Origin of the sequence: Subdoligranulum variabile (genome assembly GCF_025152575.1) — a bacterium.
Lineage (GTDB): Bacteria > Bacillota > Clostridia > Oscillospirales > Ruminococcaceae > Gemmiger > Gemmiger variabilis.
Genome location: NZ_CP102293.1, coordinates 2242660 through 2267399, shown reverse-complemented (window position 1 = coordinate 2267399; position 24740 = coordinate 2242660). Strand labels below are relative to the sequence as shown.

Here is a 24740-nt window from a genome sequence, read left to right as displayed (position 1 = left end):
AAGATGAAAACCTACCCGCTGAGTGCCCTGCTGGGGCGCATGAAGTACATCACCCGCTGGAGCCTGATGCGCAACGGCCGTCCCGAGAGTCTGAGCGAGCACACCGCCGACACGGCCCTGCTGGCCCATATGCTTTGCCTGATCGCCAGAAAGTGCACCGGCACCGGCGCCGGTCTGCGCCCCGAGATGGTGGCCACGGCGGCGCTCTACCACGACGCGCCGGAGATCCTGACCGGAGACATGCCCACCCCGGTGAAGTACAAGAACGATGCGCTGCGCAACGCCTACAAGGCCGTGGAGCGGGAAAGTGCCCGGGTGATGGCCAGCCTGCAGCCCGAAGAACTGCGGGCCGAGACCGAAGCCTATCTGACGGGAACGGTGCTCAACGATGCCGAGCGCAAGGTGCTCAAGGCAGCGGACCGGCTTTCCGCTCTCATCAAATGTATCGAGGAGAGCCAGGGCGGCAATCATGAATTTGAGGCCGCCCGGGAACAGCAGCTGGCTGCCCTGCACGAGATGAACTGCCCCGAGGCAGAGTATTTCATCCAGCACATGCTGCCCTGCTACGCCCAGAACCTGGACGAGCTGACCCGGGGGCGTTTTTAATCCTGCAGGCGGTAGACGGCATCGATCAGTTTGTCTACGTCGGTAAAATGTTCCAGCATGGAGCAGTAACGCCGCAGGGAAGCCGCCCCCCGCAGCCCCTTCATATAATGCATGGCCTGGCTGCGGGCCTGGGGCATGGCCAGCCACTCCCCTTTTTCCTCGCACATCTCGTAGATCTGCCGGCGCAGCGCCATCATCCGCTGGTTGAGGCTGGGTTCGGCGGGCGGTTCCTCGCCCAGCAGTGCCGCGCGCACCCGTTCAAACAGCCAGGGATCTCCCAAGGCGCCCCGGCCGATCATGACGCCGTCACAGCCGGTTTTGGCCAGCAGATCCAGCGCTCCCTCGGCGGTGGTCACATCGCCGTTGGCCAGCACCGGGATCTGCACCGCCTGCTTGACGGCAGCAATGGCGTCGGTATCGATGGGCGGGATATACATCTGTTCCCGGGTGCGGCCATGCACCGCCAGCAGGTCGGCGCCGTTGGCTTCGCACTGCCTGGCCACCTCCACCCCGGTCATATGATCGGCGTCCCAGCCGATGCGCATTTTAACCGTCAGGGGCGTGTCATCTCCCAGCGCCTTGCGGGCGGCAGCCACCATGGCACCGCAGAGGGGCGGATCCAGCAAAAGATGGCTGCCCGCGCCGCTGGAGGTGATCTTGGGTGCCGGACATCCCATATTGATGTCCAGAATGTCGAAGCGGATGCCCTTTTCCCGCACCAGCAGAATGGCCTTGGCCAGGGTTTCCGGCTCGGCACCGAAGAGCTGGATGGCATAGATGCCATGGGGATCGGGGTCCTTGAGCAGGGCGAAGGATTTGCGGTCACCGAAATTCAGCGCCTTGGCGCTGGCCATCTCGCTGACGGTCCAGGCCGCTCCATGGTCCGCCATCATCCGGCGGCAGGCGGCGTCGGTCAACCCGGCCATGGGCGCGAAAACCGCCCCCACCGGGATCTGCAGATTTTTCAGTTGCATGGGATACCTCGTTTTTCAATTTCGCATTCCATTCTACCACATTTGCGCCGTTTGTGGTATACTTATTCCATATGCAAATGGCACCAAAGGAGCTTTTCTATGAAATTGATGGTACTGGACGGCAACAGTCTGGTCAACCGGGCCTTCTTCGGCATCAAACTGCTGACGACCAAGGACGGCCGCTACACCAACGCGATCTTCGGATTCCAGAACATTCTGCTCAACCTGCTCAGCGCCCACCAGCCCGATGCGGTGGCCATCGCCTGGGATGAGCGGGCCCCCACCTTCCGCCACAAAGCCTACGACGGCTACAAGGCCACCCGCCACGGCATGCCGGAGGAGCTGGCCCAGCAGATGCCGGTACTGAAGGAACTGCTGAAGGATCTGGGCTTTGTGCAGGTGAGCAAGGAGGGCTGGGAGGCCGACGACATCCTCGGCACCCTGGCCGCCGCCTGCGAGGCACAGGGCGGCACCACCCTGCTGGCCACCGGCGACCGGGACAGCCTGCAGCTGGTGGACGACGCCACCACGGTACTGCTGGCGACAAACAAGGAGACCATCCCCATGGATCCCGCCGCCATCCAGGAGAAATACGGCGTCACCCCGGCCCAGCTCATCGACGTGAAGAGCCTGATGGGCGATTCGTCGGACAACATCCCCGGTGTGCCGGGCATCGGCGAGAAAACCGCCCTGGCTCTGGTCCAGAAGTTCGGCAGTCTGCAATCCATTTATGACCATCTGGAAGACCCCGCCATCAAGCCCGGGCAGCGCACCAAGCTGGGCGCCAACCGGGACAAGGCGGAGCTCTCCTATATGCTGGGCACCATCCGCAAGGACGCCCCCATCGACACCGATCCCGCCGCTTACACCCGCCGTCCCGGCGACCCGACGGCCGCTGCCCATCTGCTGGCCGGTCTCGAGATGCACAAGCTCATCGACCGCTGGCAGCTGGAAACTGGCAGCACCCCCGCCGCGGCGGAATCGGCGGCACCTTTGGAAGCGGTGGAACCTTCTCCCCTGCCGCTGGTGGTGGAAGGCCGGCTCTACCTGGCCCAGAACGCCGATGGCAGCTGGTATGCCGTGCAGGACGGACAGGTTTTTCTGCCCGGCACCGACCGGCTGGCCGCCCTGCTGGACAGCGACGCGGACCTCTGGGTCTTCGATGCGAAACCGCTCTACCACCTGGCACTGGACCGCGGCGGCATCGGCAAGGCCATCCATTTTGACGGCAAGCTGGCGGCCTATCTGCTGAACCCGTCGGCCAGCGGCTATGCCGTGAAAAATCTGGCCGGGGAATACGATGTACCCGCCGCCTTTACCTGTGAAGCCGCCCCCGACGCCGGGGTACTGGCGGCCCTGCTGGACAAGCTGGCCGCCGCCCTGGACGAGAGCGGGCAGCGCAAACTCCACGATGAGATGGAGCTGCCCCTGGCCCGGGTGCTGGCGGATATGGAACGCATCGGCTTTGCGGTGGACGCCGACGGCATCCGCGCTTTCGGCGACAGCCTGCGAGGCGAGCTGGACGGCATCCTGCAGAGCATCTACGAGGAAGTAGGCTACGAATTCAACGTAAACAGCCCCAAACAGCTGGGCGAGGCTCTCTTTGACAAGCTGGGCCTGCCGCCGCGGAAAAAGACTTCCCGCGGTTATTCCACCGACGCCGCCACCCTGGAGAGCCTGCGCCCCTACAGTCCGGTCATCGACCAGATCCTGAAATACCGCACCTACGCCAAGCTGCTCTCCACCTACGTGGAAGGGCTGCTCTCCGCCCAGGCCGCCGATGGCCGGGTGCATTCCACCTTCATCCAGACCGAAGCCCGCACCGGGCGGATCTCCTCCACCGAGCCCAACCTGCAGAACATCCCCATCCGCACCGAACTGGGCAGCCGTCTGCGGGGCTTCTTCGTGGCCGGGGCTGGCAAGGAACTGGTGGACGCCGACTACTCCCAGATCGAGCTGCGCATTCTCGCCCACATCACCGGCGACGAGGCCATGCAGCAGGCGTTCCTGCACGGGGCGGACATCCACCGCTCCACCGCCGCCAAGATCTACCACATTCCGGAGAGTGAGGTCACACCCCAGCTGCGCTCCGCCAGCAAGGCCATCAACTTCGGCATCATGTACGGCAAGGGGGCCTTCTCCTTGAGCAAGGACCTGGATGTATCGGTGAAGGAAGCCGACGCTTTCCTGAAAACCTATCTAGCCACCTTCCCCAAGGTGGATGGCTATATGCAGGACTGCATCGCTCACGCCAAGGAAAAAGGCTATGTGGAAACGCTGTTCGGACGCCGCCGGGCCTTGCCGGAACTGGCAAGTTCCAATTTCCAGGTGCGGGCCAGCGGCGAACGGATGGCCCGGAACACCCCCATCCAGGGCACCGCGGCCGACATCATCAAGCTGGCCATGGTCCATGTGTGGCAGCGGCTGCGGGACGAAAAGCTGGAAGCCCGGCTGCTCTTGCAGGTCCACGACGAACTGATCGTGGAAGCCCCCGAGGCCGAGGTGGAGGAAGTCAAGCGCGTGCTGCGCGAGGAAATGGAACAGGTCGTGCAGTACAGCGTACCGCTGACCACCGACGTGGGCACCGGCAAGACCTGGCTGGAAGCACATTGAGAGGACTGGATTACCCATGTATGTTTTAGGAATTGAATCCACCTGCGACGAAACCGCCGCCGCCATTGTGGAGGACGGCCGCAAGGTGATTTCCAACGTCATCGCCACCAGCGTCAAGGAACAGGCACTTTACGGCGGCGTGGTACCGGAGATTGCCAGCCGCCGCCACGCGGAATATATCAGTGCCACGGTGGACAAGGCCTTGGCCGACGCCGATATGACCATGGCCGACGTGGGCGCCGTGGCTGTCACCTTTGCCCCGGGTCTCATCGGCGCAGTGCTGGTGGGCGTCAACTTCGCCAAGGGGCTGGCCTATGCCGCCGGCAAACCGCTGGTGCCGGTGCACCATCTGCGGGGACACATCGCCGCCAACTATCTGACCCATCCGGCGCTGCATCCGCCGTTTCTCTGCCTGGTGGCCAGCGGCGGTCACAGCCACATCGTACTGGTGGAGGACTGGTGCCGCTACAAGGTGCTGGGCCGCACGGTGGACGACGCCGCCGGCGAAGCCTACGACAAAGTGGCCCGCACACTGGGGCTCTCCTACCCCGGCGGTCCCAGCGTGGCCGCCGCGGCCAAGGGCGGCAATCCCCACGCCTACAAGCTGCCGGTGCCCCATGTGGAGGGCAAGTATAACGTGAGTTTCAGCGGCCTGAAGACTGCTGTCATCAACGAGGTGCACAACGCCCAGCAAAAGGGCGAGGAGATCAATGTCTCCGATATGGCGGCCAGCTTCCAGGAACGCATCGACCAGATCCTGGCCAAAAAGCTGCTGTCGGCCGCTGCCGACACCGGTGCCCAGACCATCTGTCTCGCCGGCGGCGTGGCCGCCAACGGACGGCTGCGTCAGCTGGTCAACGACGGCGCCCAGAAGCTGGGAGCCAAGATCTATCTGCCGGAGCTGAAATACTGCGGCGACAACGGCGCCATGATCGCGGCCCAGGGCTACTATGAATACCGGGACGGCAACCTGGCCGGCTGGGATCTCAACGGCCTGCCCACCCTGCCCATCGATTACCGCTGATCGTTCCATACAAAAAGCCGACTGCCCAAGCAGTCGGCTTTTTCCTTTTTTGTTCAGCGCACCATCGGTGCCAGCAGGCAATGTTTGCCCTCCTTATTGCGCAAATCCGCTTTGCGCTGCAGATAATGAAAGTAGTCCTCATCCACTGCGCAATGATGCAGCGCTGAATACAGATTGCAACGACGGCAGAACAGGAAATACGGCAGCATATACTTCCAGCCCAGGCAGTTGTACACCCGGCGATACCGGTCTTCCCGGCTGGCACTGCGGTTCAGACTGGCCGGGCGGTGGTTCGGGTCCAGAAATCCCCGTTTGGAGAAATCCACCTCGATGCCTTCCTTGGCAAACAGGGGAACCACATCCTCCCGGACCCATTGGCCATGGCAGATGCCCATCCACTGTCCTTTGCGATACCCGTAGTCCATAAATCGGTCTTCCTCGCGCAGGACACAATAGAACTTTTCCTGCGGATGCGCCGCCGTCAGGACGTTGCAGCGCTCCTCCCAGTCCCAGGGACTGACGTCGTGCTGCCAGTATTCCCGCATCTTGCTGGTACGCCAGACCGCCGCCTGCAGATTCAGCGTATAGCGGTTGCCCGCCGGCAGCCGGCGGTACCCCGGATACCGGTTGACTTCCCGATCACAGGCAGCCTCGGTCACGTCACAGTTGAAATAGACGATCTTTCGGTCCGCCTCCATCCAGTCAATGATGTCGGCCAGACGATCCATCCGGACCGGTTCCCGCAAAAAGAAATCGTCCAGCATCAAAAGCAGATACTCGGTGTCGATCTTGTCCAGCGCCGCCCGCATCCGCGCGCCGTAGCTTTCCGCCGTGGAGTTCACCGTATCGATCCGCAACCCGGGGAAGGTACAGGTTTTCGTCTCGGTATTGACGACGATCCGCATCTGCAACGGCACAAAATAGCGCTGCAGCAGCGTAAAAAACGGCTGCCACAGATCCTCATAGGCGTCGCAGGTATTGACCAGCAGCGTGACCTTGTTTTGCCAGTTGGGATTACTCATCGTTTATGTCTTCCTTTTTGGGCGGCAGGCGGCGCTGCAGCCAGCGTGCCGCCCGCTTCATAAAGTCATTGCAGCGCACAACATACCGGGGCAGCTCGGTGGCCGGAGCATCCTTGCGCAACTGCTGTACATCGAAATACCGTGCCTTGCTGCGGATCAGGATACGGCAGGGCAACGGCAGATTCCAGCCTTCCGGCCAGCAGTAGCTGGGCGAAAGCACCCGGACATCCCTGCGCCACAAAATATACCGGTTGATGTGGGATTCATCGTGCCACTGGGCGATGACATTGTGAGCCAGATCCTTGCGGATGCGCTTGTCCAACGTGTGGCACAGTTTGAGAAAGGCCGCTGCCTCACCGCCGTTGATGCCGCCGCAGACATAATATCTGCCCAGTCCCATGGGGATGAATGCCCGGCAGCGGGGGTTGCGGTCATAGGTGAACTCATAGTTGGGTTTGGTGTAAAAGGACGGATGCTGTACCACCAGCAGATGCTCTCCCCGGTCCGCCCGGGGTAGAAACATTTCCGGTGTGATTGTCGTCATGATCTGGGCATTGGCGTTGAAAAAGAAAATATAATCAAACGCCTTCAGTTCCTCTTCCCGGCTGAGAAAGATTTCGAACCGACGCAGCGTGGCAAAAGGCCAGGAATATGCCTCCTGCGGGCAGCGGTGAATCCGGGGATTGGCTTCTTCCCCGTACAGGACAGGCGCATCGGTGAACACAAAGTAATGCACCTCACACCCCGGCAGCAGATTCTGTTCGGCACTGTCGTAAAATTCCGGCCAGAACGCAATATACTTGCCGGTGCAGATATACAGCGCAGCAACTTTAGTCATGGTACTTCTCCGTTTTTTCGGTCAGCACGGCATTGGGCAGCTGAATGGGGCCCCAGGCCACCGTGTTCCACTCGGTTTCATGTTCCAGCAGGGTATCCACAATCTTGAAGGTCATGCCGGGCACCCAATCCTCCACCGTATGGGCACCGCCCTCCCCCAGCGTGAAGACGGTAAAATAGCTGCCGTGTTTGCCGGGTGCCAGCACGCTCAGGTCATACCGCACGGTGAATGCGGTGATTCCCTCGCTCAGTTCCAGATCGTACACACAGGCGGCAGCCAGCGGATTGCCCACCTCATCGCGGATCTCCAGCCGGATTCCCACAGCTTCAGCCGGCTGTTGCGCCCGGATCGTGTACCGGAGCACCACCGGTTCACGGCGCTCCAGCACGCCCTGCCGGGAACTGAGCATCCGCACCTCCTGCAAGCGAAGATTGTCACGCTTATACCAGTTGTCGCGTTTGTAATGGGAGTAGTCCACACAATCGGAATCCTGGGTTTTGGTGGCCAGATACCGGGCAATGCCCTCATCCACATCGCCGTCAAAGACAATGCGTCCCTGATCCAGCACGATGCACCGGTCGCACAGGTCGCGGATGGTTGCCATATTGTGGCTGACATAAAGCACCGTCTTGCCGTCCCGCTTGGCAGCCTGGCGCATCTTGGTCAGACATTTTTTCTGGAATTTCATATCCCCGACGGCCAGCACTTCGTCCATGATCATGATCTCGCTGTCCAGATGTGCAGCCACGCTGAACGCCAGCTTCACATACATGCCGCTGGAATAGCGCTTCACCGGGGTGTCGATGAAATCGCCCACCTCAGAGAAGGCTATGATCTCGTTCATCTTGGCGTCGATCTCCGACCGGGTCATACCGAGGATCGCACCGTTGAGATAGACGTTCTCGCGGCCGGTCATCTCGGGGTGGAAGCCAGTGCCCACCTCCAGCATGGAAGCTACCCGGCCATACAGATCGATATCCCCTTCCGTCGGAGCGGTAACGTGGGTCAGCAGTTTGAGCAGCGTGCTCTTGCCGGCACCGTTGGAGCCGATGATGCCCACGGCTTCCCCCTTGTACACATCAAAGCTCAGTCCGTTCAGCGCCATGAAGGTGGTGCCGATGAGCCGCTGATCGGTGCCGATGAGGGTATTGGGGTCCTCCTTGCCGCGCTTGCGGGCCCACCAGCTCTGCAGGTCACCGCGCAGTGTGCCGCCGCCGATCTGGCCCAGTTTGTACTTTTTCTTGACGTTGCGGACGCGGATCATGATTTCCTTGTTTTGCTGCATGATACACGCCTCCTTACACAGTATCGACAAAGGTCTTTTCGACCTTGCTGAAAAGGGACAATCCCAACGCCAGCAGGGCAACGGTCCAGAGAAGAGAGATCGCCCACATCAGGGCGTTCACCTGCCCGGAACCGAAAAAGATATAGCGGAAAGACTCCATCGGTGCCGTCATGGGGTTGAGGAGCATGGCCGCATACAGTGCCCGGCTCATTCCCCCTACCATGGACAGCGGATAGACCACCGGCGTGCCGTACATCCAAAGCTGTACGCCGAAGGTGACCACCACCATCAGGTCACGGTAGCGGGTGGTCAGGCTGGAAACGATGATGCCGCACCCCAACCCCAGCAGGCCTACCTGGGCCAGCAGCAGCACGGTCAGCGGCATCAGCACCCAGTTGGGGTGGACATCGCCCTTGGCCACATAGAACAGCAGCATCACGAAGAACATGACGAACTGCAGCACAAAGTTGATAAACGCCGACAGCATTGTGGAGATGGGCATGGCCAGGCGCGGGAAATAGACCTTGCTGAAGATGGCCGAGTTGGTGGTGAAGGTGGCGGAAATTTTGTTGATGCAGGCAGAGAAAAAACCCCACAGGGCGGTTCCGGCCAGATAGAACAGCGTCTGCGGCACCCCGTCGGTGGACAGCCCTGCGATGACGCCGAACATGACGGTATACATGGCGGCGGACAAAATGGGGTTGATGAGCACCCACGCCGGGCCCAGGACCGTCTGTTTGTACATGACGGTAAAATCCCGCTTGACAAACAGCCAGATCAGGTCTTTATAGCGCCACAGTTCGCGGAAATCCACCCGCGCCCAGCCTTTGGCAGGACTGTAGTGTACGTGGTATTGCTTTTGCATCTGCTCCATGTGTAGCTCCTTTTTTCTCCGGCATCCGCCGGACGGCAGTCCTTACTGCCTGCTTTGCAAGAATTTGAGATAGACCGGCAGGCCCAAACGCAGCAGGAAAGCCCGCAGGGCCATACTGTGCTGTCCGGTCCGGCGTGCCAGCATGCCGTAGGCATCGGCACAGCCGCGGCAGGCCACCCGGTACCGTTCCCGCTGCCTTTGGGTGGACAGGTCGAACCGTTCCTTTTCGCTGAGGTTGCGGATAGCATCGTTCAGCAGGCCTTCCGCCCGCAGCATGTCCCCTTTTCCGGCAAAATAGTCGCACCATTCCAGCAGGAATTCGCTGCGGTCCAGATAGTTGCGGCTGGATCCCTGGGCCATGATGCTGCCGCCCCGCTGCACATAGCGGTACCCCGGATAGCCCAGGCAGACGATGGTCCGGCACTGTGCCAGCAGCCCGGGCAGCAGGAACTGGTCCTCGTACCGTTTGCCCTCGGCATAGCGCAGGGTGGCAAACAGCTCCCGTTTATAGAGTTTGTTCCAGGCCACCACATAATAGATCTTCTGTTCGGCCAGCGCAAAGTAACGCTGCCATACCTCGTCCGCGTCCAGAACTTCATCCCGGAAACCGGTAAAATCCGGTACAGGCAGCACTTTATTCCGGTCATCCACATATACCAGGTTAAAAATCACCAGATCGGCGTTGTGCTGCCGCTGGGCCTGGTAAGCCCGGCGCAGGGTATCGGGTTCCAGCAGATCATCGGCATCCACAAAGGCCAGAAAGTCCCCTGTGGCCGCCTCAATCCCGGTATTGCGGGCCGCCGAGAGGCCGCCGTTTTCCCGGTGGATCACCCGCACCCGGGGATCCTTCTGCGCCCAGGCATCACAAAGGGCCGGGCAGCCGTCGGGACTGCCGTCGTCCACCAGCAGGATCTCCAGGTCGGAAAACGTCTGTCCCTCCACGCTGGCAACGCAGGCGTCCAGATAACGCTCCACCTGATAGACCGGGATGATGACGCTGATGGCAGGCATGGCAGTCTCCTTTTTGGTAAAATCAGCTGTGCCGGGCAGCCAGCAGGGTCCGGTAGGCGTGGAATACCGGCAACCCCGCATGCAGGGCCGCCGCGCGCAGTTTCAGCGAGCGGGCCCCTTTGCGGACCGCCAGATCGTTGTAAACGCGGCAGAGTTCCGTTTTGACGGCGGTGAACTCGGCCCGGTGGCCGGGCTTGCGCAGATCGTAGGCCGCCTTGTTGCGGTAGAGAAACTCCGCCGCATCGGTGAGCGCCCCCTCGGCCCGGTCATACCATCCGCGGGTGAGAAAATACGCCGCCCGGTGGATGTCGCCCCGGGTCATGGCCAAACGCACCTCATGGCGGGCCGTGGCCGTGATGCTGCCTTCATGCTGCAGCACGTAGTATCCCGTATAGGCCAGGCACTGAATCTTGCCGCACCGGGCAATGAGATCGGGCAAAATATAGTAATCCTCGTGCACCATGCCCTCGGGGTAGCGCACACCGTCAAACAGCCTGGCCGCATACAGCCGATGGGCCGTACCGGTGAACTGGTTGATCCAGGGGGTGTTGAAGGCGTCCCAGAAGGCGTCCTCCTCCAGCAGCGTGTCGGTGCCGAACCGCTGTTCTGCGGGCAGGTCCCGGCAGCTGCCATCGGGAAAACGCTGGCAGCTGTTGCAGATCACCAGATCGGCACCGCTCTCCTGCGCCGCCGCATACAGCGTGGCAAAAAGATCCGGGGCTATCGTATCATCACTGTCCACCATGGTGATCCAGGCGCCCCGGGCCGCATCCAGCCCGGCGTTGCGTGCACCGGACGGTCCCGGGCCTGTTTTTTTCGGGTGCAGCGCCCGGATGCGCGGGTCCCGGGCTGCCCAGGCGTCGCAGAGCGCCGGACAATCATCGGGGCTTTCGTCGTCCACCAGCAGCAGTTCAAAATCTTCCAGCGTCTGGGCCAGGATGCTCTGCACACAGGCATCCAGCGTTTCTTCTGCCCGGTAGACCGGCACCAGTACGCTGATTTTCGGGGTTTGTTCCAACATAACGGTTCCTTTACCGGGCATCGGCCGGCTGATCGTCCACCCCAGGCAGATGCATCATGCTGCCTACATAGAGGTTGGCGCTTTCGGGGTGCCAGCGGGAGATACCGCTCTCGGTGGTCAGGGTCAGCTCCCCGAACTTGATAGTTCCGTCGGGCAGCGAGTACAGGTCCACCCGCACCATCGTGAAGCCGGCGCTGAGCGTCCGGGCGATCTCCACCATCTTTTCCAGATTCTTCGGGCGCGGAATATCCTGGGGCTGTTCCAGCGGCATATCGTAGTTGAAGGGCTGCAGGTTCCAGTCGGTATCGTAGAAGATCATCCGCTCCTGCCCGTCGGTATAGCGGTCCGTCACATACAGGATGATCTTCGGTTCCCCGTCAAAGCAGAAGAACTTGTAGTCGTAGAGATCACCGCCGTTGTTTTCGATATACTGTTCAATGATGATGCGCGGGCGGATCTTCTCATACTGACGGTCCAGGCCGCCCATCAGGTAGCAGTAGTTCAGCTTGAGCCAGCGCTCCACCTTTTCCCGGGCTTCGGCTTTGTCAAACTTGCTCTTGTCCAGGACGGGAATGTTCCACCCCGCGCCGTGGTTGGTCTTGAGCATGAACTTGTCCGGCAGCTTGTCAAAGTCGATCTCATCAAAGTGATCGTAGACTCCCAGCAGCGGGATCAGGTACTCCTCTCCGATCTTTTCCTTGACCCAGTCCCGCACAAGATACTTGTCCACCAGCATGTACTTGTCTTCCAGATGGTCGTGCAGCTTGAGCCACTGGGTCTTTTCGCTGAAGGTCCTGGGATGGTCCAGGTCCAGCGGCGTGTGGGTGTAGTTGGTCTCCAGGAACCACTTTTTCAGCGCCTCGGGATAGTCCTTCTCCTTCAGGCAGGCCCAGTAGGCATAGTCCTTGTTGGCGATCTTGTGGTACTTTGCATACAGGATGATGTACCGCACACTGGTCACCGGGCCGTTGTGCAAAAGGTACTTCAGGCCCCGGGCCGCATGGCGGGGCAGCCAGGTGATGGCCCGGCCGATTTTGTAGGATGAGGAACCATATACCGCTTCCAGTTCATGGCGCAACAGCTGCGCCTGCTGTTCAGCGGTCAGTTCATGCATATCTTCCATAGGATGATCCTTCCCTTTTCAGGCATTCTGTTCCTGCTTGCGGCGCGATTCCTCCAGCAGAGCACGCACCTTCGGTTTCCAGATAAAATGGCGGCAGACCCGGGTGAGAAAGAACCAGACCGGATTCTCGATCTCGCACCACAGGCGCGCCGGAAGACTTTCGTTGTTGTAGTTGACAATGCGCCGCAGACGCCCCGCATGATACCTGCGGATGTTGTCCATATAGGTCTGGGCTTCCCTGGTCAGCTGAGGATTCCTGCGGGCGGCAAACAGCTCTCCGTATTCGAACACGGTGCGCACCAGACCGCTGGCAAAAAATCCCTTGCAGATCACCGCCTGCTGATAGAGCATCAGCGCATTGAGAATATAGTTCTGGTAGACACTGCGTCGATGGTAGGTGCTGCCCTCCATCTGCCGGTAGTTGAACATGCAGTCGGGCAGATAGTAGATCCCGCCATAGGGCAGGAACTGGAAGGTGAGCATATTGTCGATGATCTGCACCCCGCTGGTGTAGGGATCGATCCCCTGCAACCCCACATTGCGCAGCATCAGGGCGTTGGTGTGGATGTAGAGGAAACTCCAGTACTCCTTCGCCGTCAGGCTGCAGGCGCGCAGCGGCTTTTCGATGGGTTCGGTCCTGCCGGTACTCTCCCAGTAGTAGCAGCCGTTGTGGCCGCAGCCCACGTATTGATGCTCGGTATCGGCGTCGAGAATGTCCGCCTGCTTCTGCAGTTTGTGCTCGTCGGTATAAAAATCATCCCCGTCGAGGTAGCAGACATATTCCCCTTTGGCCTCATAGAAGAGACGCCCGCGGATGGCGTTCATCCGCTGGATGCGCTCGTTGGCCTCGTATTTGGCTCCGGGGACGCGGTCCATCACGAAGACCCGCACGGAGTCGGGATATTTCTGTTCCCAGGCCCGCAGCTTTTCGATGGTGCCGTCGTCTGAACCGTCATCGGCGCAGAGGATCTCCACCGGGAAGTCGGTTTTCTGGGCCAGGACGCTTTCCAGCGTCTGGTCCACGTAGGGCGCCAGATTATAAAAGGAGATCAGTACACTGACCTTTGGCTGTTTCATCGCTTCGTTTCCTTTTCAGAGTCTTCGGGCAGGAGGGACTCCAGACCGAAGTGCTGTTTTCCGGCCAGGTCCAGTCCGTCGTACCAGCGTTGGAAATCGCTGTCCTCCCAGGGCATATAGGTCTTGAAATGATGCCGCCAGGGATACACCGGTTCCCCGGTGATCTTGTTTTTCACCTTGCGCACATCGGAGGTCACCCGGCCGGGATTGCCCACAACCACCGCATAGGGCGGCACCGGCTTGGTCACGATGGCGCCGGCCGCCACCAGGGCGTCCTGGCCGATTTCCAGCCCCGGCATGACCAGCGCGCCGGTGGCCACGATGGAAAAGCTGTGCAGGTGCACCCCCACAAAATTTTCCGAGGGCGGTGTGGGATCGTTGGTCAGCACCACATAGGGGAAGATCCACACAAAGTCATCCACCCGGGACAGCTGTCCGATATGCACATTGCTGTGCATCCGCACGTAGTTGCCGATACGGCAGTTGCCCTGAATATCCGACAGGGTGCCCACGCTCACATGGTCGCCGATCCAGGTCTTTTCCCGGATCGTCACGTGGTGCCCGGTCTGGAAGCCCTCCCCGATGGAAGAACCGCTGTACAGAACCGTGTTGCTGCGGATCAGCGCATGGGCCCCGATGGTCAGCGGATGAACGGGCGCGCTGCGATCCCGGCAAAAATCCATCTGATATTCGCCGAGGATGCAGTTGGCGCCCACAAAAGAATCCGCCCCCAGCGTCACCCCGCGGCGGACGATGGTGTTGGAATCGAGATAGACATTGTCGCCAAGGACTACGCCGTCCTCCAGGATGCAGTGGTGGCCCAGCGTGACATTTTCACCGAACCGGACATCGCTGCCGATGACACATTGGCTGCCCTGCCGGGCGGGCTGATTCTGCTGCATAGTGTGTTTCCTCCTGGGTCAGTTCTGGCCGGGATGGGCAACCGCCGCCAGAAAGGCGTCGTAATCCCGGATGTAATCGTCGGCATCGTAGTAAGAATCGGCCGCCACGCAGAGCACCGAGTCCTTCTGCTGCCAGATCATCTCCCGCCACATATAGTGCTCCACGATGAGCCCCTTGGCCGGGTCATTGAGCAGTACCTCGCTCTTTTCGGTGCCGTCGTCCAGCCGGATCAGGATGCTGCCGTAGGGGCACCACAGCACCTGGCGCAGCGCTTTATGGGCATGCCCGCCGCGCTGCACCCCTTCGGGAGCCCCGTAAATATAATAGATGCGCTTGATGGCAAAGGGCACATCCCGCTCCGCCTCAAAGACCGAGAGCGTTCCCATCCCCTCTGCCGTCACGCTTTTCATGCTGATGGTTTGAAGAATCATCGTTTGCTGCCTTTCTTTATGAGATCCTGACGACCGCTGTACCGTCGATCATCGCACAATAGCCGTCATACGGATAGACCGGCATCTCTTCCACGCGGGAATCTTCCGCCCAGGCATTGAGCTGCGCCTGATCGGCCACCACGTTGGCCGTGCTGCCCATCACATGCTGGAACCACCATTTGATGGTTCCGTCGTAGGTCACGGCGGAGTTGACCTGGTGCAGGTCCCCCTCCTCATAGCGGCTGAACGCCGGATTTTCATAGGCAAAGAGCGAGTCGGTGAAATCCCCCACGAAGGCAACCGGCGTGGTTCCCTCCTCATATCCGGGCAGCTGCTGTACCTCTGCCATCACAGCCGTCATCTGCCGCGCCGTCTGGTCATAGACCAGTTTTGTGTAAACATACGCGCCGTTGGCACAGATGATCATCCGCACCATCAGGAACACACAGAGCAGGGCCGTACCCCAGCGCCAGAGCGCACGGGGCGGGCGGGGAAGGTCTTCCCCGGAGAGCAGCAGCAGAGGCAATGCATAGATCAGGAAAACCGCGTGCTGCATCAGAATGTACACATTGCCGGATGCCAGCAGATATACCACGTTGAGTCCCAGGGGCAGCAGAACCACCGCGATCAGCGTCTGCAGCACGGTACGGTCCTTGCGTCCGCGCAGCCGCACCCAAAGGCCCCACAGGGCCAGCAGCAGCATGAACGCGCTGGCCACCCGCATCCCCCGGTCATTCCACCCGGAATAGCCCAGCAGGGTCTGGAAGAAGTTTTTATAGGTAGCCGGGATCCCCGCCAGGATCGCCGCCGGCCCCAGCCGGGTCAGCTGCGCAAGACCATTGCCGGTATCAGCCAGCTGGTAGCCGGTCAGCGCCAGGGAAACCTTGACGGAAATCAGATACAGCACGGCTCCCGCCGCCAATGCCGCCAGCGCGCGCACGCCGTGCAGCAGCCAGGCCCGCCAGGAGGTATCTTCCAGGGCCTGCCGCACCAGGATCAGCAAAAACAGTCCCAGCGCGAACTGAATATAGGCCTGATAAAAAGCCAGACAACCGCAGAACAGGACCGCCGCGGCGCAGAACCCGGGAACCGGGCGTGCCTTTTCCAGGCAGAAGACGCCGGCGCAGGCCAGGACCATCCCCATAAGATGGGCATCCGTCCACAGATTGTAGGTGGCCAGCATAGCGGTCACCGTAGCACAGCAGGCGAGCAATCCGGTCAAAAGTGCGGCGGCGCTCCGGCGAAGCCGCAGCAAAGCCGCTATGCAGTACCCCGAAAATGCAATATACACCGTACTGAAAATACCGATCAGCCAGGGCGCCGCAATCTTGCCGCGGATCAGCGGAAAGTAGAGGTTCTGCGCCCAGCGGCCCAGCACGTACATGGTCCACTGGGCGTCGAAAACGACGACGGTGCTGTCATGATTGGGGAAAAGGTTGGCGAAAGCAAACCCGTGAGCCAGCAGCATACCGGCCAGTGCCGCCAGAGACACCGCCGCCAGCAGCGGACGGTCAATCCGCCTGACTCCGCCGCGCACCTTCTCTTCCATTGTATCCAAAAACTGCTCCATGAAGGGGGCTTCTCCTTACAGACTGGTTTTACGGCTGTGCCGCCGTGGCATAGATTTGCTGCAGCTGTGCGGCCTCCCCGTTGGTCGGGGGCTGCCAGGCCCGCTGCGCTTTCTTGAACGGCGCGTTCTGGGGTACCACCAGACGCCCGATCACCCCGCGCACCAGCCGGCTTTTGTGCCGGTCATTGAAAAAATAGGCGTATGCCAGGCGGACCGTGCGGTCCCTGGGATACTGCCGGTGGAGCAGTTCCACCATGGCACGCCATTCGGCGGCCATCCGCCGGCGGGCTGCCTCGTCGGTGGAAACACCCCCGCCATACTCATACCAGCTGGTCAGCCGGTCATACCGCGTAATACGGATGCCCTGCACCGCAAACAGCCGCAGGGCAAAATCCTCCGCCAGGCGGACCTGCCCGGCCATGGTCTGCAGCGCCTCCGCCAGCAGATCCCGCTCGTACACCATGCCGCAGCCGCTGATGCCGTCATCGTAAAGCAGCAGATTGCGCTTGATAGCAGCCGCATCGTAGTGCGCCGGGTCATAGGGAGTGCGGTCAAAGGGTGTTTCCCCCGGAACGGGTATCGGTTCCGGTACCGGCGTGTAGTAGGCCTGCCGGCCGAAGGCTACCCGAGGTTGATCCGCCTGCAGGCGTTCCAGCCACCAGCGCAGCGTCCCCTCATCATAGAGATAGTCCCCCGGCGAAATGGTCAGCACCCAGCGGCTGGCAACCTTCTGCAAGCCGTTGAGGACGTTGCACACCGTACCGCCGTTCTGCGGCAGAGCCACGGCCTGCACTTCGGTGATGCCGTGGGCTGCCAGGTAGGCTGTACTCTCCGCAAAGAAATTCTGCGAAGAACCGTCATCCGCCAGCACCACGGAGAAATCCCGGGTATCCTGCAAAACCAGGGAAGCCAGCGTGCGCCGCAGCGCCGCCCCGTCGGGCCGGTACTGTGCCACCAGCACGGTCAGCAGATTTTCCATCGCGGCCCATTCCCCTTTCGTTGACAGTTCATTCCATGCGCCCCATCCGGCCGCGCCAGAAATCCAGCGCGCCGCGGAAAGCGCCATAGCTGCGGCCTTTTTTGCGGCCCAGCAGTTTGGTCAGAGCGTACCGTGCCGCCCCGGTCAGAAGCACCGGCAGTGTCCTGGCGCGGATGGCGGCAGGGCTTTTGCCCTTGCAGGTCAGATACAGCGTGTTGCGGGTGATGTAGTATACCGACAGCATGCCGCCGGCACTGCCGCCGGCCTTATGCCAGATTCTGGCATCGGGCAGAAACCACAGCGGTACACCGGCGTCCGCCAGACGGATGCAGTAATCCACATCCTCGCAGTACATAAACAGCGTTTCATCCAGGAAACCCACCCGTTCGATCACCTGCCGCGGCAGCAGCACGCAGCAGAAGGTAATGAAACTGACCTGTTTTTTTTCGGCAAAGGCCGGACCATCCTTCGCGTGGCCGCCCAGGTGCTTCACCTTGCCGGTGGCCCGGTCCAGTTCCCCGCCCGCAAACCAGATCTCATCCGGCGGGTCCATAAACAGCATCTTGGGGCAGCTGACCGCCCCCGCCGGGGTTTCCCGCAGCAGCGTTTCCACAAAATCCGGGGCAGCCACCGTATCATTGTTGAGCAGCAGCACCCATTGGCAGCCGTCCGCCAGCGCCCGGCGCATGCCCACGTTGTTCACCGCCGCAAAGCCGGTGTTTTCCTGCTGGGGCAAAAAGACGGTATTGTCTGTCAGATGCTGCTGCAGCTGCTGCACCGAATCGTTGGTGGAGGCATCATCCAGCAGGATGATCTCGAAGTCCCGGCAGGTCTGCTTTTGCAGGCTTTCCAGACACCGGACGGTGTCCTGCCAGCCGTTATAGTTGGAGATAACGATCCCGACGTTTGGCATGATTACTCCTTATACGAATTGACGGCGTCGATGACGGCCTGCACCTGTTCTTCGGTCATTCCGTAGTACATGGGCAGACTGAGTTCCGTGGCGGAGATTTCCTCGGCGATGGGCAGTGCCCCGCGGGCAAGGCCCAGTTCCCGATACGTCCCCTGCAGGTGGATCGGGGTGGGATAGTGTTTGTTGGTGCCGATGCCCCGCTCGTGGAGGTGGGCTTCCAGCGCATCCCGGCTCTTGCAGCGCACCGCAAAAATATGGTACACATGCTCGCAGCCCTCGGCCACGGTGGGCAGGATCACCGCCGGATTGGTGATGCCGGCGCAGTAGCAAGCCGCAATGCGGCGGCGTTCGGCGTTCATCCGGTCCAGGTGGGGCAGCTTGGCCGCCAGAAAAGCAGCCTGCAGTTCATCCAGACGGGAATTCTGCCCTTTATAAATATGATGGTATTTGTAGTCACTGCCGTAGTTGCCCAGTGCCCGTACCTTTTTGGCCAGATCCGGGTCGTTGGTAGTCACGCAGCCGGCATCCCCCAGGGCGCCCAGGTTCTTGCCGGGATAAAAACTGAACCCGGCGGCATCGCCCAGACTGCCCGCACGGCGGCCTTTCCAGGTAGCGCCGTGGGCCTGGGCCGCATCCTCGATGACCTTGAGGCCATGGGCTTTGGCGATGGTGCAGATGGCGTCCATCTCGGCGCACTGGCCGTAGAGATGCACCGCCATAATGGCTTTGGTGCGGGGCGTAACGGCAGCCTCGATGCGGTCAGGGTCAAGGTTGTAGGTGGCCAGTCTGGGCTCCACCAGCACCGGTTCGGCCCCCGCATAGCTGATGGCCAGCACGGTGGCGATGAAGGTGTTGGAGGGCACAATGACCTCGTCCCCCGGGCCGATGCCCATCGCCTTAAGGATCAGCACCAGGGAATCCAGTCCGTTGCCGCAGCCGATGCAGTACCCCACACCGCAATAGGCGGCAAAAGCCTTTTCAAATGCTTCATCTTCCCGGCCTTCAATGTACCAGCTGTTCGCCAGGACCCGGTCAAAGGCCCCGCGCAGGTCGGCGTCCAGTTCCTTCTCCAACGGGCGGAAAGAAACGAACGGCACGGAAATCGGCGGATTGGACATACGCAGCGCGCCTCACTTTGCAAAAAATTGGCAGACGGGCACACGCCGCCTACTATATCGTCTTATTATACAACGATTCGGGCGCTTTCGCAACCGTAAAAAACAGGGCGCTCCCTCCCACGGGAACGCCCTGCAGCGGCTCAGGAACGGCTCTGCCGCGCCGTCTTGCGGGTGGTGCATTTGGGCCCGCAGCCGCACTCATCGATGCAGACGTGATCGGCACAGCAGGCCCGCCCCTCGAGATATTTGCAGCCCTTGTCGTCGCAGCGGACTTCGGTCTCCACCGTGGCGGGGGCATTGTCGGTGGCCACATTGCCCACGCTCTCGTTGCAGCGGTAACTGCTGCAGACCGCGTCCTTCTCCCCTGCGTGATGCACCTTGATGCTGCCCAGGTAGCAGGCACCGGCTTTATTGTGACAGCAGTCGTACTGCGCACAGTCCAGATAAACCATCTTGAAACACCTCCGGGGCTAGTGTGCCCGCCTGCGGTGCTGATATACAAAAAAACAGCGCTGCGTAAAAACGCAACGCTGTTTTGGTTGGGCCGGCCGGATTTGAACCGACGGATGGAGGAGTCAAAGTCCTCTGCCTTACCGCTTGGCGACGGCCCAGAAAAAGAAAAGACCGTGCGGGACGGGCCTACACGGTCTTTGGTGGGGTGCCTAGAGAGATTCGAACTCTCGGCCTCCAGAGCCACAATCTGGCGCGCTAACCAACTGCGCCATAGGCACCACGAAATGCGCCCGAAGGGACTCGAACCCCTGGCCCACTGCTTAGAAGGCAGTTGCTCTATCCACCTGAGCTACGGGCGCACATGGTTCGTGCCCATAGGGGCATGCTGCGAGGGATATTATAGCAAACAGTGCGGCACAAGTCAAGAGGATTTCGCAAGATTTTTTGACATTTTTTAAAATTGCGGCGGCAGCGAGTCCACGAAGTAGAGTTCGTACCACAGGATGAAGCAGTAGAAGCTCCAGATTTTGGTCATGGCATTGACCTTGCCGGTGCGGTGAGCCTCCAGCAGATCACACAACGCCCGGGTGTCGAAGAATCTCTCGGCCACAGGCCCCACAAACTTTTCCCGCACCATGGTGTAGTAGGTGTCCTGCCGCAGCCAGTCCGCCAGCGGCACCGGAAACCCCCGCTTTTTGCGCCCCGAAAGTTCCGGCGGCAGACTGCGGGCTGCAGCAGCCCGCAGCGCCACCTTGGTTTTGCGGCGGGTGCAGCGGTAAACGCGGGGCAGTCCCATGGCGACGGCCAGCACCTCCCGGTCCAGGAAGGGAACCCGCAGTTCCAGACTGTGGGCCATGCTCATCCGGTCAGCCTTGCGCAGAATATCCCGGGGCAGCCAGGTATGCAGGTCCACCCACTGCAGCGCCGTGGCTTCGTCGAGGCTGCGCACTCTGTCAAAATACGGTTTGAACCGCTGGGCCGGGGTCTGGGAAGAATATTTTCGTTTGAGGTAGCGGTCCCGCTCTTCCGGCGAGGCAAAGACGTAGTTGGCCCGGGCGCAGCGCTGCCAGCGGCTCTGGGCGCCACGCCGCAAAAAGCCACGGTCCGGCGCCAGCCGGGCCAGGGTCCGCCGCAGTCCTTTGGGCAGACGCTGCCAGGCATCCATATGCACCCCCTGGCAGTAGAGCGGATAGCCGCCGAACAGTTCGTCGGCGCCCTCCCCCGAGAGCACCACCTTGACCCGCTGCCGGGCGCTCTTGCAGAGAAAATACAGCGGCACTTCCGCCGGGTTGGGCATGGGTTCGTCCAGATACCACTGGATGGCCCGGTTGGCGGCAAAGAACTCACCGGCGCTGACGGTGGTCTCGGTGCAGGGTACCTCCAGGGCTTCCGCTGCCTGCCGGGCGGCGGGCAGCTCGGAGTAGGCTTCCTCGGCATACCCCACCGAAAAACATTGCAGATGACTCTGCTGCCGGGCCGCCTTGCAGGCCGTCAGGCTGGAATCCACCCCGCCCGACAGAAAGCATCCCACCTCCACATCGGCGATCTTGTGGGCGGCTACGCTGTCGGTAAAGGCTTTGTCGATACGCTCCGCCCACTCGTCCAGGGTGCGGTCCTCCCGGATACGGTAACGGATCTTGCCATACCGCTGCAGATCCAGGTGCCCCTCCTGCCAGGTGAAGCAGTGGCCGGGCAGCAGCTCATGGACACCGACAAACAACGTTTCGTCCCCGGGCAGATATTCGGTGCTCAGGTAATCGGGCAGACGGTCCTCGTTGAACCGCTTTACAAATCCCGGGTGGGCCAGAAAGGCTTTGATCTCACTGGCAAAAAGCAGCAGTTCCCCCCGGCGATAATAGTACAGCGGCTTGATGCCGAACAGATCCCGGGCCCCGAACAGCGTGCCGGTTTCCCGATCCCACAGCACAAAGGCAAACATCCCACGCAGCTTGCCGGGCAGCGCTTTGCCCCACTGTTCCCAGCCGTGGAGCAGCACCTCGGTGTCCGACCGAGTGGCAAAGGTATGCCCCGCTGCCGACAGCTGCCGGGCCAGTTCCCGGTAGTTGTAGATTTCTCCGTTGAAGACCACCACCAGGCTGCCATCCTCGTTGAACATGGGCTGGCCGCCGCCCTCCAGATCGATGATGGACAGCCGCCGGTGTCCCAGTGCCGCCCGGTCATCGGCGTACAGCCCCTCCCCGTCGGGGCCGCGATGCCGGATCAGCGCCGCCATCCCCTGCAGGGTGCGGCGGGCTTGGGCGGGGTCATGGTGTGCTTCGGCAAAGCCGACAATGCCGCACATGGCGTGCCTCCTTCCGATACAAAAAGCGGGCCGCAGCGGCCCGTCAGGAATGGTTTCTCATCTTGCGTCCATAGGCACCCTGCCGCAGCAAAAACCAGAATCGCCGGGCAGGGCCCTCCCCCGGTGCCAGCAGATGACACCGCCCGCGTCCCCGGTACCGCAGGCTGGCCGCCCGCCGCAACAGATGCCTGTCGGGGCAGTACCGCCGCACCACGCCCCAGGGCGCTGTATACCACACCGAGGGACGCAGCACCGGCAGCGTGACAGAATCCTGCAGCACCAGATCCTCCACCAGCGGCCGGGCCAGGTTGGCCCCCGCCGCCGTGCAGAAGTAGGACGCCCGCCCCTGCCGGGGATTCATCTCAAAAAGGACGGGTTCCCCGCAGCGGTCATATTTCAGGTCAAAATTGGCATAGCCCCGCCAGCCGCTCCGGCGCAAAAGGTTCGCCAGAGATTCCAGCAGCGCGGTGTCCTGCCGGGCGGGTTCCGTCAGAATGGCCCCATAGTTGCCGATGCCTTCCGGCGTGCGTTCCTGCAAAAGCACCTGGCCCTGCACGATCCACGGCACGCTGCCATCCCGGGCGCAGTAGGCGTTGACTACCCCCAGCGCCGTGTCGGGGCCGGGGATGTACTCCTGCAGCAGCAGATCTGCCGTATAGCCTCCCTGACGGACGGTCTGCACCACCCTTTCCAGTTCCGTTTCGCTGTGGGTGAGATACACCTTCCGTTTGCCGGGGAAATGGCAGTTCCAGTAGGCCGGGGAATCCGCCGGCTTGACGATGACCGGCCCGGCAAAGGGCAGGTCCGGCAGCGGCGCTCCGGCAGCCAGCGTAACACTCCGGGGGGTACGCAGGCCCTGCTCCGCGCAGACCCGGGCAAAGCCTTCCTTGGTCCCCAGGGATCGCACCGTCGCCGGGTCGGGGCAGGCAAAACGATAGTAGGGTGCCAGGGCTTCCCGACAGCGGGCCAGCTGCATGGTGTACCCGTCGGCGCAGGAGACCAGCAGGCAGGTTTTGTCCGGGTGCGCTTTGGCCAGCGCCGTGAGCACCGCCGTAAACACGCCGTCTTCCTCCAGACGCCCGTTTTCCACCGCCGCTTTCACGAGACGGCTGTGGGCCAGCGCCGGCAGTGCCCGTTTGCACACCGCCACACTGTGCACACCGTACGCCTCATAAAAGCTGCGCGCCATGCCGTAGACGTTGGCGTCGCCGCCCAGCAGAACAGGCAAGACCCCGGCCACCGCCATCACCCCCTGTCTTAGTGTATGACAAAAGGGCTTGGCTATGCGCCGGGGTCCCGGAAATTTCCTGTATTATGGTTTTTCCGAAAGCGGGTGAATATCCGTCCAGACATTGCCGTTTTTGTCGGTGACCTGGGCCACAAACCTGACGTCGCCGTCCTCGTAGGGCCAGCCATCCTTGACTTCCTCGTTCCAGAAGGTCCCGCTCCACTGCGACAGGTTGCGGGTATCGCTCTGCCAGCTATCGTCACACGTCAGCTCGATCTCCGCCGCCGGTTCCCCGGCCGCTCCCTTCAGCCGCAGTTCCACCGTCACCGACTGTATCTGCATCCAGGCAGGACAATCCAGGTCCATTTGCACCGAATAATTCGTCAGGGTCAGCATCGTCCGGCCGACTTCCATCCGGGTGCGATATCCGTAGTCAAAGTCCGTACCATATCCATCCCACAAAAATTCCGGACCAAGGGTATACTCGGTGCAAACCACCGTGCCCAGCGGTTCGTTGGTCGTCGTGCCGCCGGTGCTCTGCCACTGCACCGAGAGGTCCACCGTCTCCCCCACGGTAAAAATCAGCCCCCGTTCCACCCGGTAGACGCCGTCGGCCCCCAGGGACATGGCCATCAGCTCGGTGGTGCCGTCGTACCGGCCGCCCTGGTGGACCACCACCAGCTGACCGGTCATCCCCTCGGTGGCGGTGCGGGGCGTCACCGAAACGCTCACCGGCACCCAACTCCAGTCCAGGTCATGGACCACCTTGCCGTTGGGCTGCCAGCTCCAGTCCAGCACGGTGGCCTCCCCCTGCCGTATCGCCGCCTGCAGCTCCTCGATCTGGGCCGAGAGTTCACTCTGGGTGGCAGAGAACTGCTGCTGCGCCTGGGCATAGTTTTCCTTCAGGGCTTGCACCTGGCGGTCATACTGCCAGGCCACGCCGAAAATCCCGCAGAGCAGCAGCGCCGCCACAGCCAAAGCCGCACCGCCCCACAGCCGGGTCCGGCGCCGCTTTTCGGCATCCCGGGCTTCCAGCAGCGCCCGCAGGGTATCCAGGGTCAGCGACGGTTCCGGGGTGCCGCCCGGCCGTGCCGTTCCCAGCAGCCCATCCACGCTCACATCCAGGGCAGCGGCCAGCGCCTGCAGATTGTCCAGGCTGGGCAGGGCGGTATCCTTCTCCCACTTGCCCAGGGCCTGGCGGCTGACCCCCACCTGTTCAGCCAGCGCTTCCTGGCTGAGTCCTTTTTTCTTGCGCGCCGCCTGGATGTTCTCTCCCAGCGTCATGGAAAGCGCCCCCTTTCTTGGGTCTCATTGTAGCATACCCACTGCCAAAACACCAGCAAGCCCTCTTGCCAAACCGGCAACCCGTGGTTGC

22 protein-coding genes and 3 tRNA genes are annotated in these 24740 nt (G+C 61.5%); 3 read left to right on the top strand and 22 right to left on the bottom strand.

Annotation, left to right across the window (positions count from 1 at the left end):
* The first annotated feature begins 3 nt into the window (after window positions 1-3).
* Window positions 4-606 carry a 5'-deoxynucleotidase gene (gene yfbR / locus NQ490_RS10560; protein WP_007045750.1) on the top strand — a complete coding sequence of 201 codons (603 nt, stop codon included), beginning with the start codon at window positions 4-6 and terminating at the stop codon, window positions 604-606.
* Here the strand turns inward: yfbR and dusB are convergent.
* Complete coding sequence (gene dusB, locus NQ490_RS10555; RefSeq protein WP_007045749.1) at window positions 603-1580, bottom strand: tRNA dihydrouridine synthase DusB; 978 nt, start codon at window positions 1578-1580, stop codon at window positions 603-605. The genes yfbR and dusB overlap by 4 nt on opposite strands.
* A 99-nt stretch (window positions 1581-1679) precedes the next feature.
* Between dusB and polA the strand changes: the two genes are divergently transcribed.
* Both polA and tsaD read left to right on the top strand, forming a co-directional pair.
* Entirely contained in the window at window positions 1680-4193 is a 2514-nt protein-coding gene (gene polA, locus NQ490_RS10550) for a DNA polymerase I (protein WP_007045748.1), read from the top strand.
* 16 nt (window positions 4194-4209) lie between these two features.
* Window positions 4210-5217 (top strand): tRNA (adenosine(37)-N6)-threonylcarbamoyltransferase complex transferase subunit TsaD, encoded by a 1008-nt coding sequence (gene tsaD / locus NQ490_RS10545; protein ID WP_007045747.1) that lies wholly within the window; start codon window positions 4210-4212, stop codon window positions 5215-5217.
* Window positions 5218-5270: 53 nt separating this feature from the next.
* On the opposite strand, the gene NQ490_RS10540 is transcribed toward tsaD, so the two are convergent.
* The 21 genes from NQ490_RS10540 to NQ490_RS15385 form a co-directional block, all read right to left on the bottom strand.
* Window positions 5271-6239, bottom strand: a complete 969-nt coding sequence (locus NQ490_RS10540) for a hypothetical protein (protein ID WP_007045746.1) — start codon at window positions 6237-6239, stop codon at window positions 5271-5273.
* A complete protein-coding gene (locus NQ490_RS10535; protein ID WP_007045745.1) occupies window positions 6232-7077 on the bottom strand; it encodes a family 6 glucosyltransferase in 846 nt (281 codons plus the stop codon). Before NQ490_RS10535 ends, NQ490_RS10540 begins: the two co-directional genes overlap by 8 nt.
* Window positions 7070-8362 carry an ABC transporter ATP-binding protein gene (locus NQ490_RS10530; protein ID WP_007045744.1) on the bottom strand — a complete coding sequence of 431 codons (1293 nt, stop codon included), beginning with the start codon at window positions 8360-8362 and terminating at the stop codon, window positions 7070-7072. The genes NQ490_RS10535 and NQ490_RS10530 overlap by 8 nt, the downstream gene beginning before the upstream one ends.
* A gap of 13 nt (window positions 8363-8375) precedes the next feature.
* Entirely contained in the window at window positions 8376-9236 is an 861-nt protein-coding gene (locus NQ490_RS10525) for an ABC transporter permease (protein ID WP_007045743.1), read from the bottom strand.
* A 42-nt stretch (window positions 9237-9278) separates the two neighbouring features.
* The gene (locus tag NQ490_RS10520) at window positions 9279-10247 is read right to left on the bottom strand and encodes a glycosyltransferase family 2 protein (RefSeq protein ID WP_007045742.1); all 969 of its coding nucleotides are present in this window, start codon (window positions 10245-10247) and stop codon (window positions 9279-9281) included.
* A 22-nt stretch (window positions 10248-10269) separates the two neighbouring features.
* On the bottom strand, window positions 10270-11268 hold the full coding sequence (locus NQ490_RS10515) for a glycosyltransferase family 2 protein (protein WP_050764660.1): 999 nt from the start codon (window positions 11266-11268) through the stop codon (window positions 10270-10272).
* Window positions 11269-11278: 10 nt separating this feature from the next.
* Window positions 11279-12391 carry an ATP-grasp fold amidoligase family protein gene (locus NQ490_RS10510; RefSeq protein ID WP_007045740.1) on the bottom strand — a complete coding sequence of 371 codons (1113 nt, stop codon included), beginning with the start codon at window positions 12389-12391 and terminating at the stop codon, window positions 11279-11281.
* 18 nt (window positions 12392-12409) lie between these two features.
* Window positions 12410-13468, bottom strand: a complete 1059-nt coding sequence (locus NQ490_RS10505) for a glycosyltransferase family 2 protein (RefSeq protein WP_007045739.1) — start codon at window positions 13466-13468, stop codon at window positions 12410-12412.
* The gene (locus NQ490_RS10500) at window positions 13465-14370 is read right to left on the bottom strand and encodes an N-acetyltransferase (protein ID WP_007045738.1); all 906 of its coding nucleotides are present in this window, start codon (window positions 14368-14370) and stop codon (window positions 13465-13467) included. The genes NQ490_RS10505 and NQ490_RS10500 overlap by 4 nt, the downstream gene beginning before the upstream one ends.
* A gap of 18 nt (window positions 14371-14388) precedes the next feature.
* Window positions 14389-14802 (bottom strand): sugar 3,4-ketoisomerase, encoded by a 414-nt coding sequence (locus tag NQ490_RS10495; protein WP_007045737.1) that lies wholly within the window; start codon window positions 14800-14802, stop codon window positions 14389-14391.
* Window positions 14803-14818: 16 nt separating this feature from the next.
* The gene (locus NQ490_RS10490; RefSeq protein ID WP_007045736.1) at window positions 14819-16372 is read right to left on the bottom strand and encodes a glucosyltransferase domain-containing protein; all 1554 of its coding nucleotides are present in this window, start codon (window positions 16370-16372) and stop codon (window positions 14819-14821) included.
* A 28-nt stretch (window positions 16373-16400) separates the two neighbouring features.
* Entirely contained in the window at window positions 16401-17351 is a 951-nt protein-coding gene (locus NQ490_RS10485) for a glycosyltransferase (protein WP_007045735.1), read from the bottom strand.
* Between the two features lie 28 nt (window positions 17352-17379).
* A complete protein-coding gene (locus NQ490_RS10480; RefSeq protein WP_007045734.1) occupies window positions 17380-18264 on the bottom strand; it encodes a glycosyltransferase family 2 protein in 885 nt (294 codons plus the stop codon).
* 2 nt (window positions 18265-18266) lie between these two features.
* Window positions 18267-19382 carry a DegT/DnrJ/EryC1/StrS family aminotransferase gene (locus NQ490_RS10475; RefSeq protein WP_007045733.1) on the bottom strand — a complete coding sequence of 372 codons (1116 nt, stop codon included), beginning with the start codon at window positions 19380-19382 and terminating at the stop codon, window positions 18267-18269.
* A 140-nt stretch (window positions 19383-19522) separates the two neighbouring features.
* A complete protein-coding gene (locus NQ490_RS10470; RefSeq protein ID WP_007045732.1) occupies window positions 19523-19834 on the bottom strand; it encodes a hypothetical protein in 312 nt (103 codons plus the stop codon).
* Between the two features lie 84 nt (window positions 19835-19918).
* Window positions 19919-19993, bottom strand: a tRNA-Gln gene (locus NQ490_RS10465).
* Window positions 19994-20036: 43 nt separating this feature from the next.
* A tRNA-His gene (locus tag NQ490_RS10460) sits at window positions 20037-20113 on the bottom strand.
* A 7-nt stretch (window positions 20114-20120) separates the two neighbouring features.
* Window positions 20121-20194, bottom strand: a tRNA-Arg gene (locus NQ490_RS10455).
* Window positions 20195-20289: 95 nt separating this feature from the next.
* Complete coding sequence (asnB, locus tag NQ490_RS10450) at window positions 20290-22137, bottom strand: asparagine synthase (glutamine-hydrolyzing) (protein WP_007045731.1); 1848 nt, start codon at window positions 22135-22137, stop codon at window positions 20290-20292.
* Between the two features lie 43 nt (window positions 22138-22180).
* Window positions 22181-23377, bottom strand: a complete 1197-nt coding sequence (locus tag NQ490_RS10445) for a carboxylate--amine ligase (RefSeq protein ID WP_147644632.1) — start codon at window positions 23375-23377, stop codon at window positions 22181-22183.
* Window positions 23378-23449: 72 nt separating this feature from the next.
* Window positions 23450-24649 (bottom strand): helix-turn-helix domain-containing protein, encoded by a 1200-nt coding sequence (locus NQ490_RS15385; protein ID WP_007045729.1) that lies wholly within the window; start codon window positions 24647-24649, stop codon window positions 23450-23452.
* Window positions 24650-24740 lie beyond the last annotated feature (91 nt).

What these genes read in the sequence shown, in the direction of transcription:
- yfbR (WP_007045750.1), top strand. Translation starts at nt 4, where the DNA reads ATGAAAACCTACCCGCTGAGTGCCCTGCTGGGGCGCATGAAGTACATC.
- dusB (WP_007045749.1), bottom strand. Translation starts at nt 1,580, where the DNA reads ATGCAACTGAAAAATCTGCAGATCCCGGTGGGGGCGGTTTTCGCGCCC.
- polA (WP_007045748.1), top strand. Translation starts at nt 1,680, where the DNA reads ATGAAATTGATGGTACTGGACGGCAACAGTCTGGTCAACCGGGCCTTC.
- tsaD (WP_007045747.1), top strand. Translation starts at nt 4,210, where the DNA reads ATGTATGTTTTAGGAATTGAATCCACCTGCGACGAAACCGCCGCCGCC.
- NQ490_RS10540 (WP_007045746.1), bottom strand. Translation starts at nt 6,239, where the DNA reads ATGAGTAATCCCAACTGGCAAAACAAGGTCACGCTGCTGGTCAATACC.
- NQ490_RS10535 (WP_007045745.1), bottom strand. Translation starts at nt 7,077, where the DNA reads ATGACTAAAGTTGCTGCGCTGTATATCTGCACCGGCAAGTATATTGCG.
- NQ490_RS10530 (WP_007045744.1), bottom strand. Translation starts at nt 8,362, where the DNA reads ATGCAGCAAAACAAGGAAATCATGATCCGCGTCCGCAACGTCAAGAAA.
- NQ490_RS10525 (WP_007045743.1), bottom strand. Translation starts at nt 9,236, where the DNA reads ATGGAGCAGATGCAAAAGCAATACCACGTACACTACAGTCCTGCCAAA.
- NQ490_RS10520 (WP_007045742.1), bottom strand. Translation starts at nt 10,247, where the DNA reads ATGCCTGCCATCAGCGTCATCATCCCGGTCTATCAGGTGGAGCGTTAT.
- NQ490_RS10515 (WP_050764660.1), bottom strand. Translation starts at nt 11,268, where the DNA reads ATGTTGGAACAAACCCCGAAAATCAGCGTACTGGTGCCGGTCTACCGG.
- NQ490_RS10510 (WP_007045740.1), bottom strand. Translation starts at nt 12,391, where the DNA reads ATGGAAGATATGCATGAACTGACCGCTGAACAGCAGGCGCAGCTGTTG.
- NQ490_RS10505 (WP_007045739.1), bottom strand. Translation starts at nt 13,468, where the DNA reads ATGAAACAGCCAAAGGTCAGTGTACTGATCTCCTTTTATAATCTGGCG.
- NQ490_RS10500 (WP_007045738.1), bottom strand. Translation starts at nt 14,370, where the DNA reads ATGCAGCAGAATCAGCCCGCCCGGCAGGGCAGCCAATGTGTCATCGGC.
- NQ490_RS10495 (WP_007045737.1), bottom strand. Translation starts at nt 14,802, where the DNA reads ATGATTCTTCAAACCATCAGCATGAAAAGCGTGACGGCAGAGGGGATG.
- NQ490_RS10490 (WP_007045736.1), bottom strand. Translation starts at nt 16,372, where the DNA reads ATGGAGCAGTTTTTGGATACAATGGAAGAGAAGGTGCGCGGCGGAGTC.
- NQ490_RS10485 (WP_007045735.1), bottom strand. Translation starts at nt 17,351, where the DNA reads ATGGAAAATCTGCTGACCGTGCTGGTGGCACAGTACCGGCCCGACGGG.
- NQ490_RS10480 (WP_007045734.1), bottom strand. Translation starts at nt 18,264, where the DNA reads ATGCCAAACGTCGGGATCGTTATCTCCAACTATAACGGCTGGCAGGAC.
- NQ490_RS10475 (WP_007045733.1), bottom strand. Translation starts at nt 19,382, where the DNA reads ATGTCCAATCCGCCGATTTCCGTGCCGTTCGTTTCTTTCCGCCCGTTG.
- NQ490_RS10470 (WP_007045732.1), bottom strand. Translation starts at nt 19,834, where the DNA reads ATGGTTTATCTGGACTGTGCGCAGTACGACTGCTGTCACAATAAAGCC.
- asnB (WP_007045731.1), bottom strand. Translation starts at nt 22,137, where the DNA reads ATGTGCGGCATTGTCGGCTTTGCCGAAGCACACCATGACCCCGCCCAA.
- NQ490_RS15385 (WP_007045729.1), bottom strand. Translation starts at nt 24,649, where the DNA reads ATGACGCTGGGAGAGAACATCCAGGCGGCGCGCAAGAAAAAAGGACTC.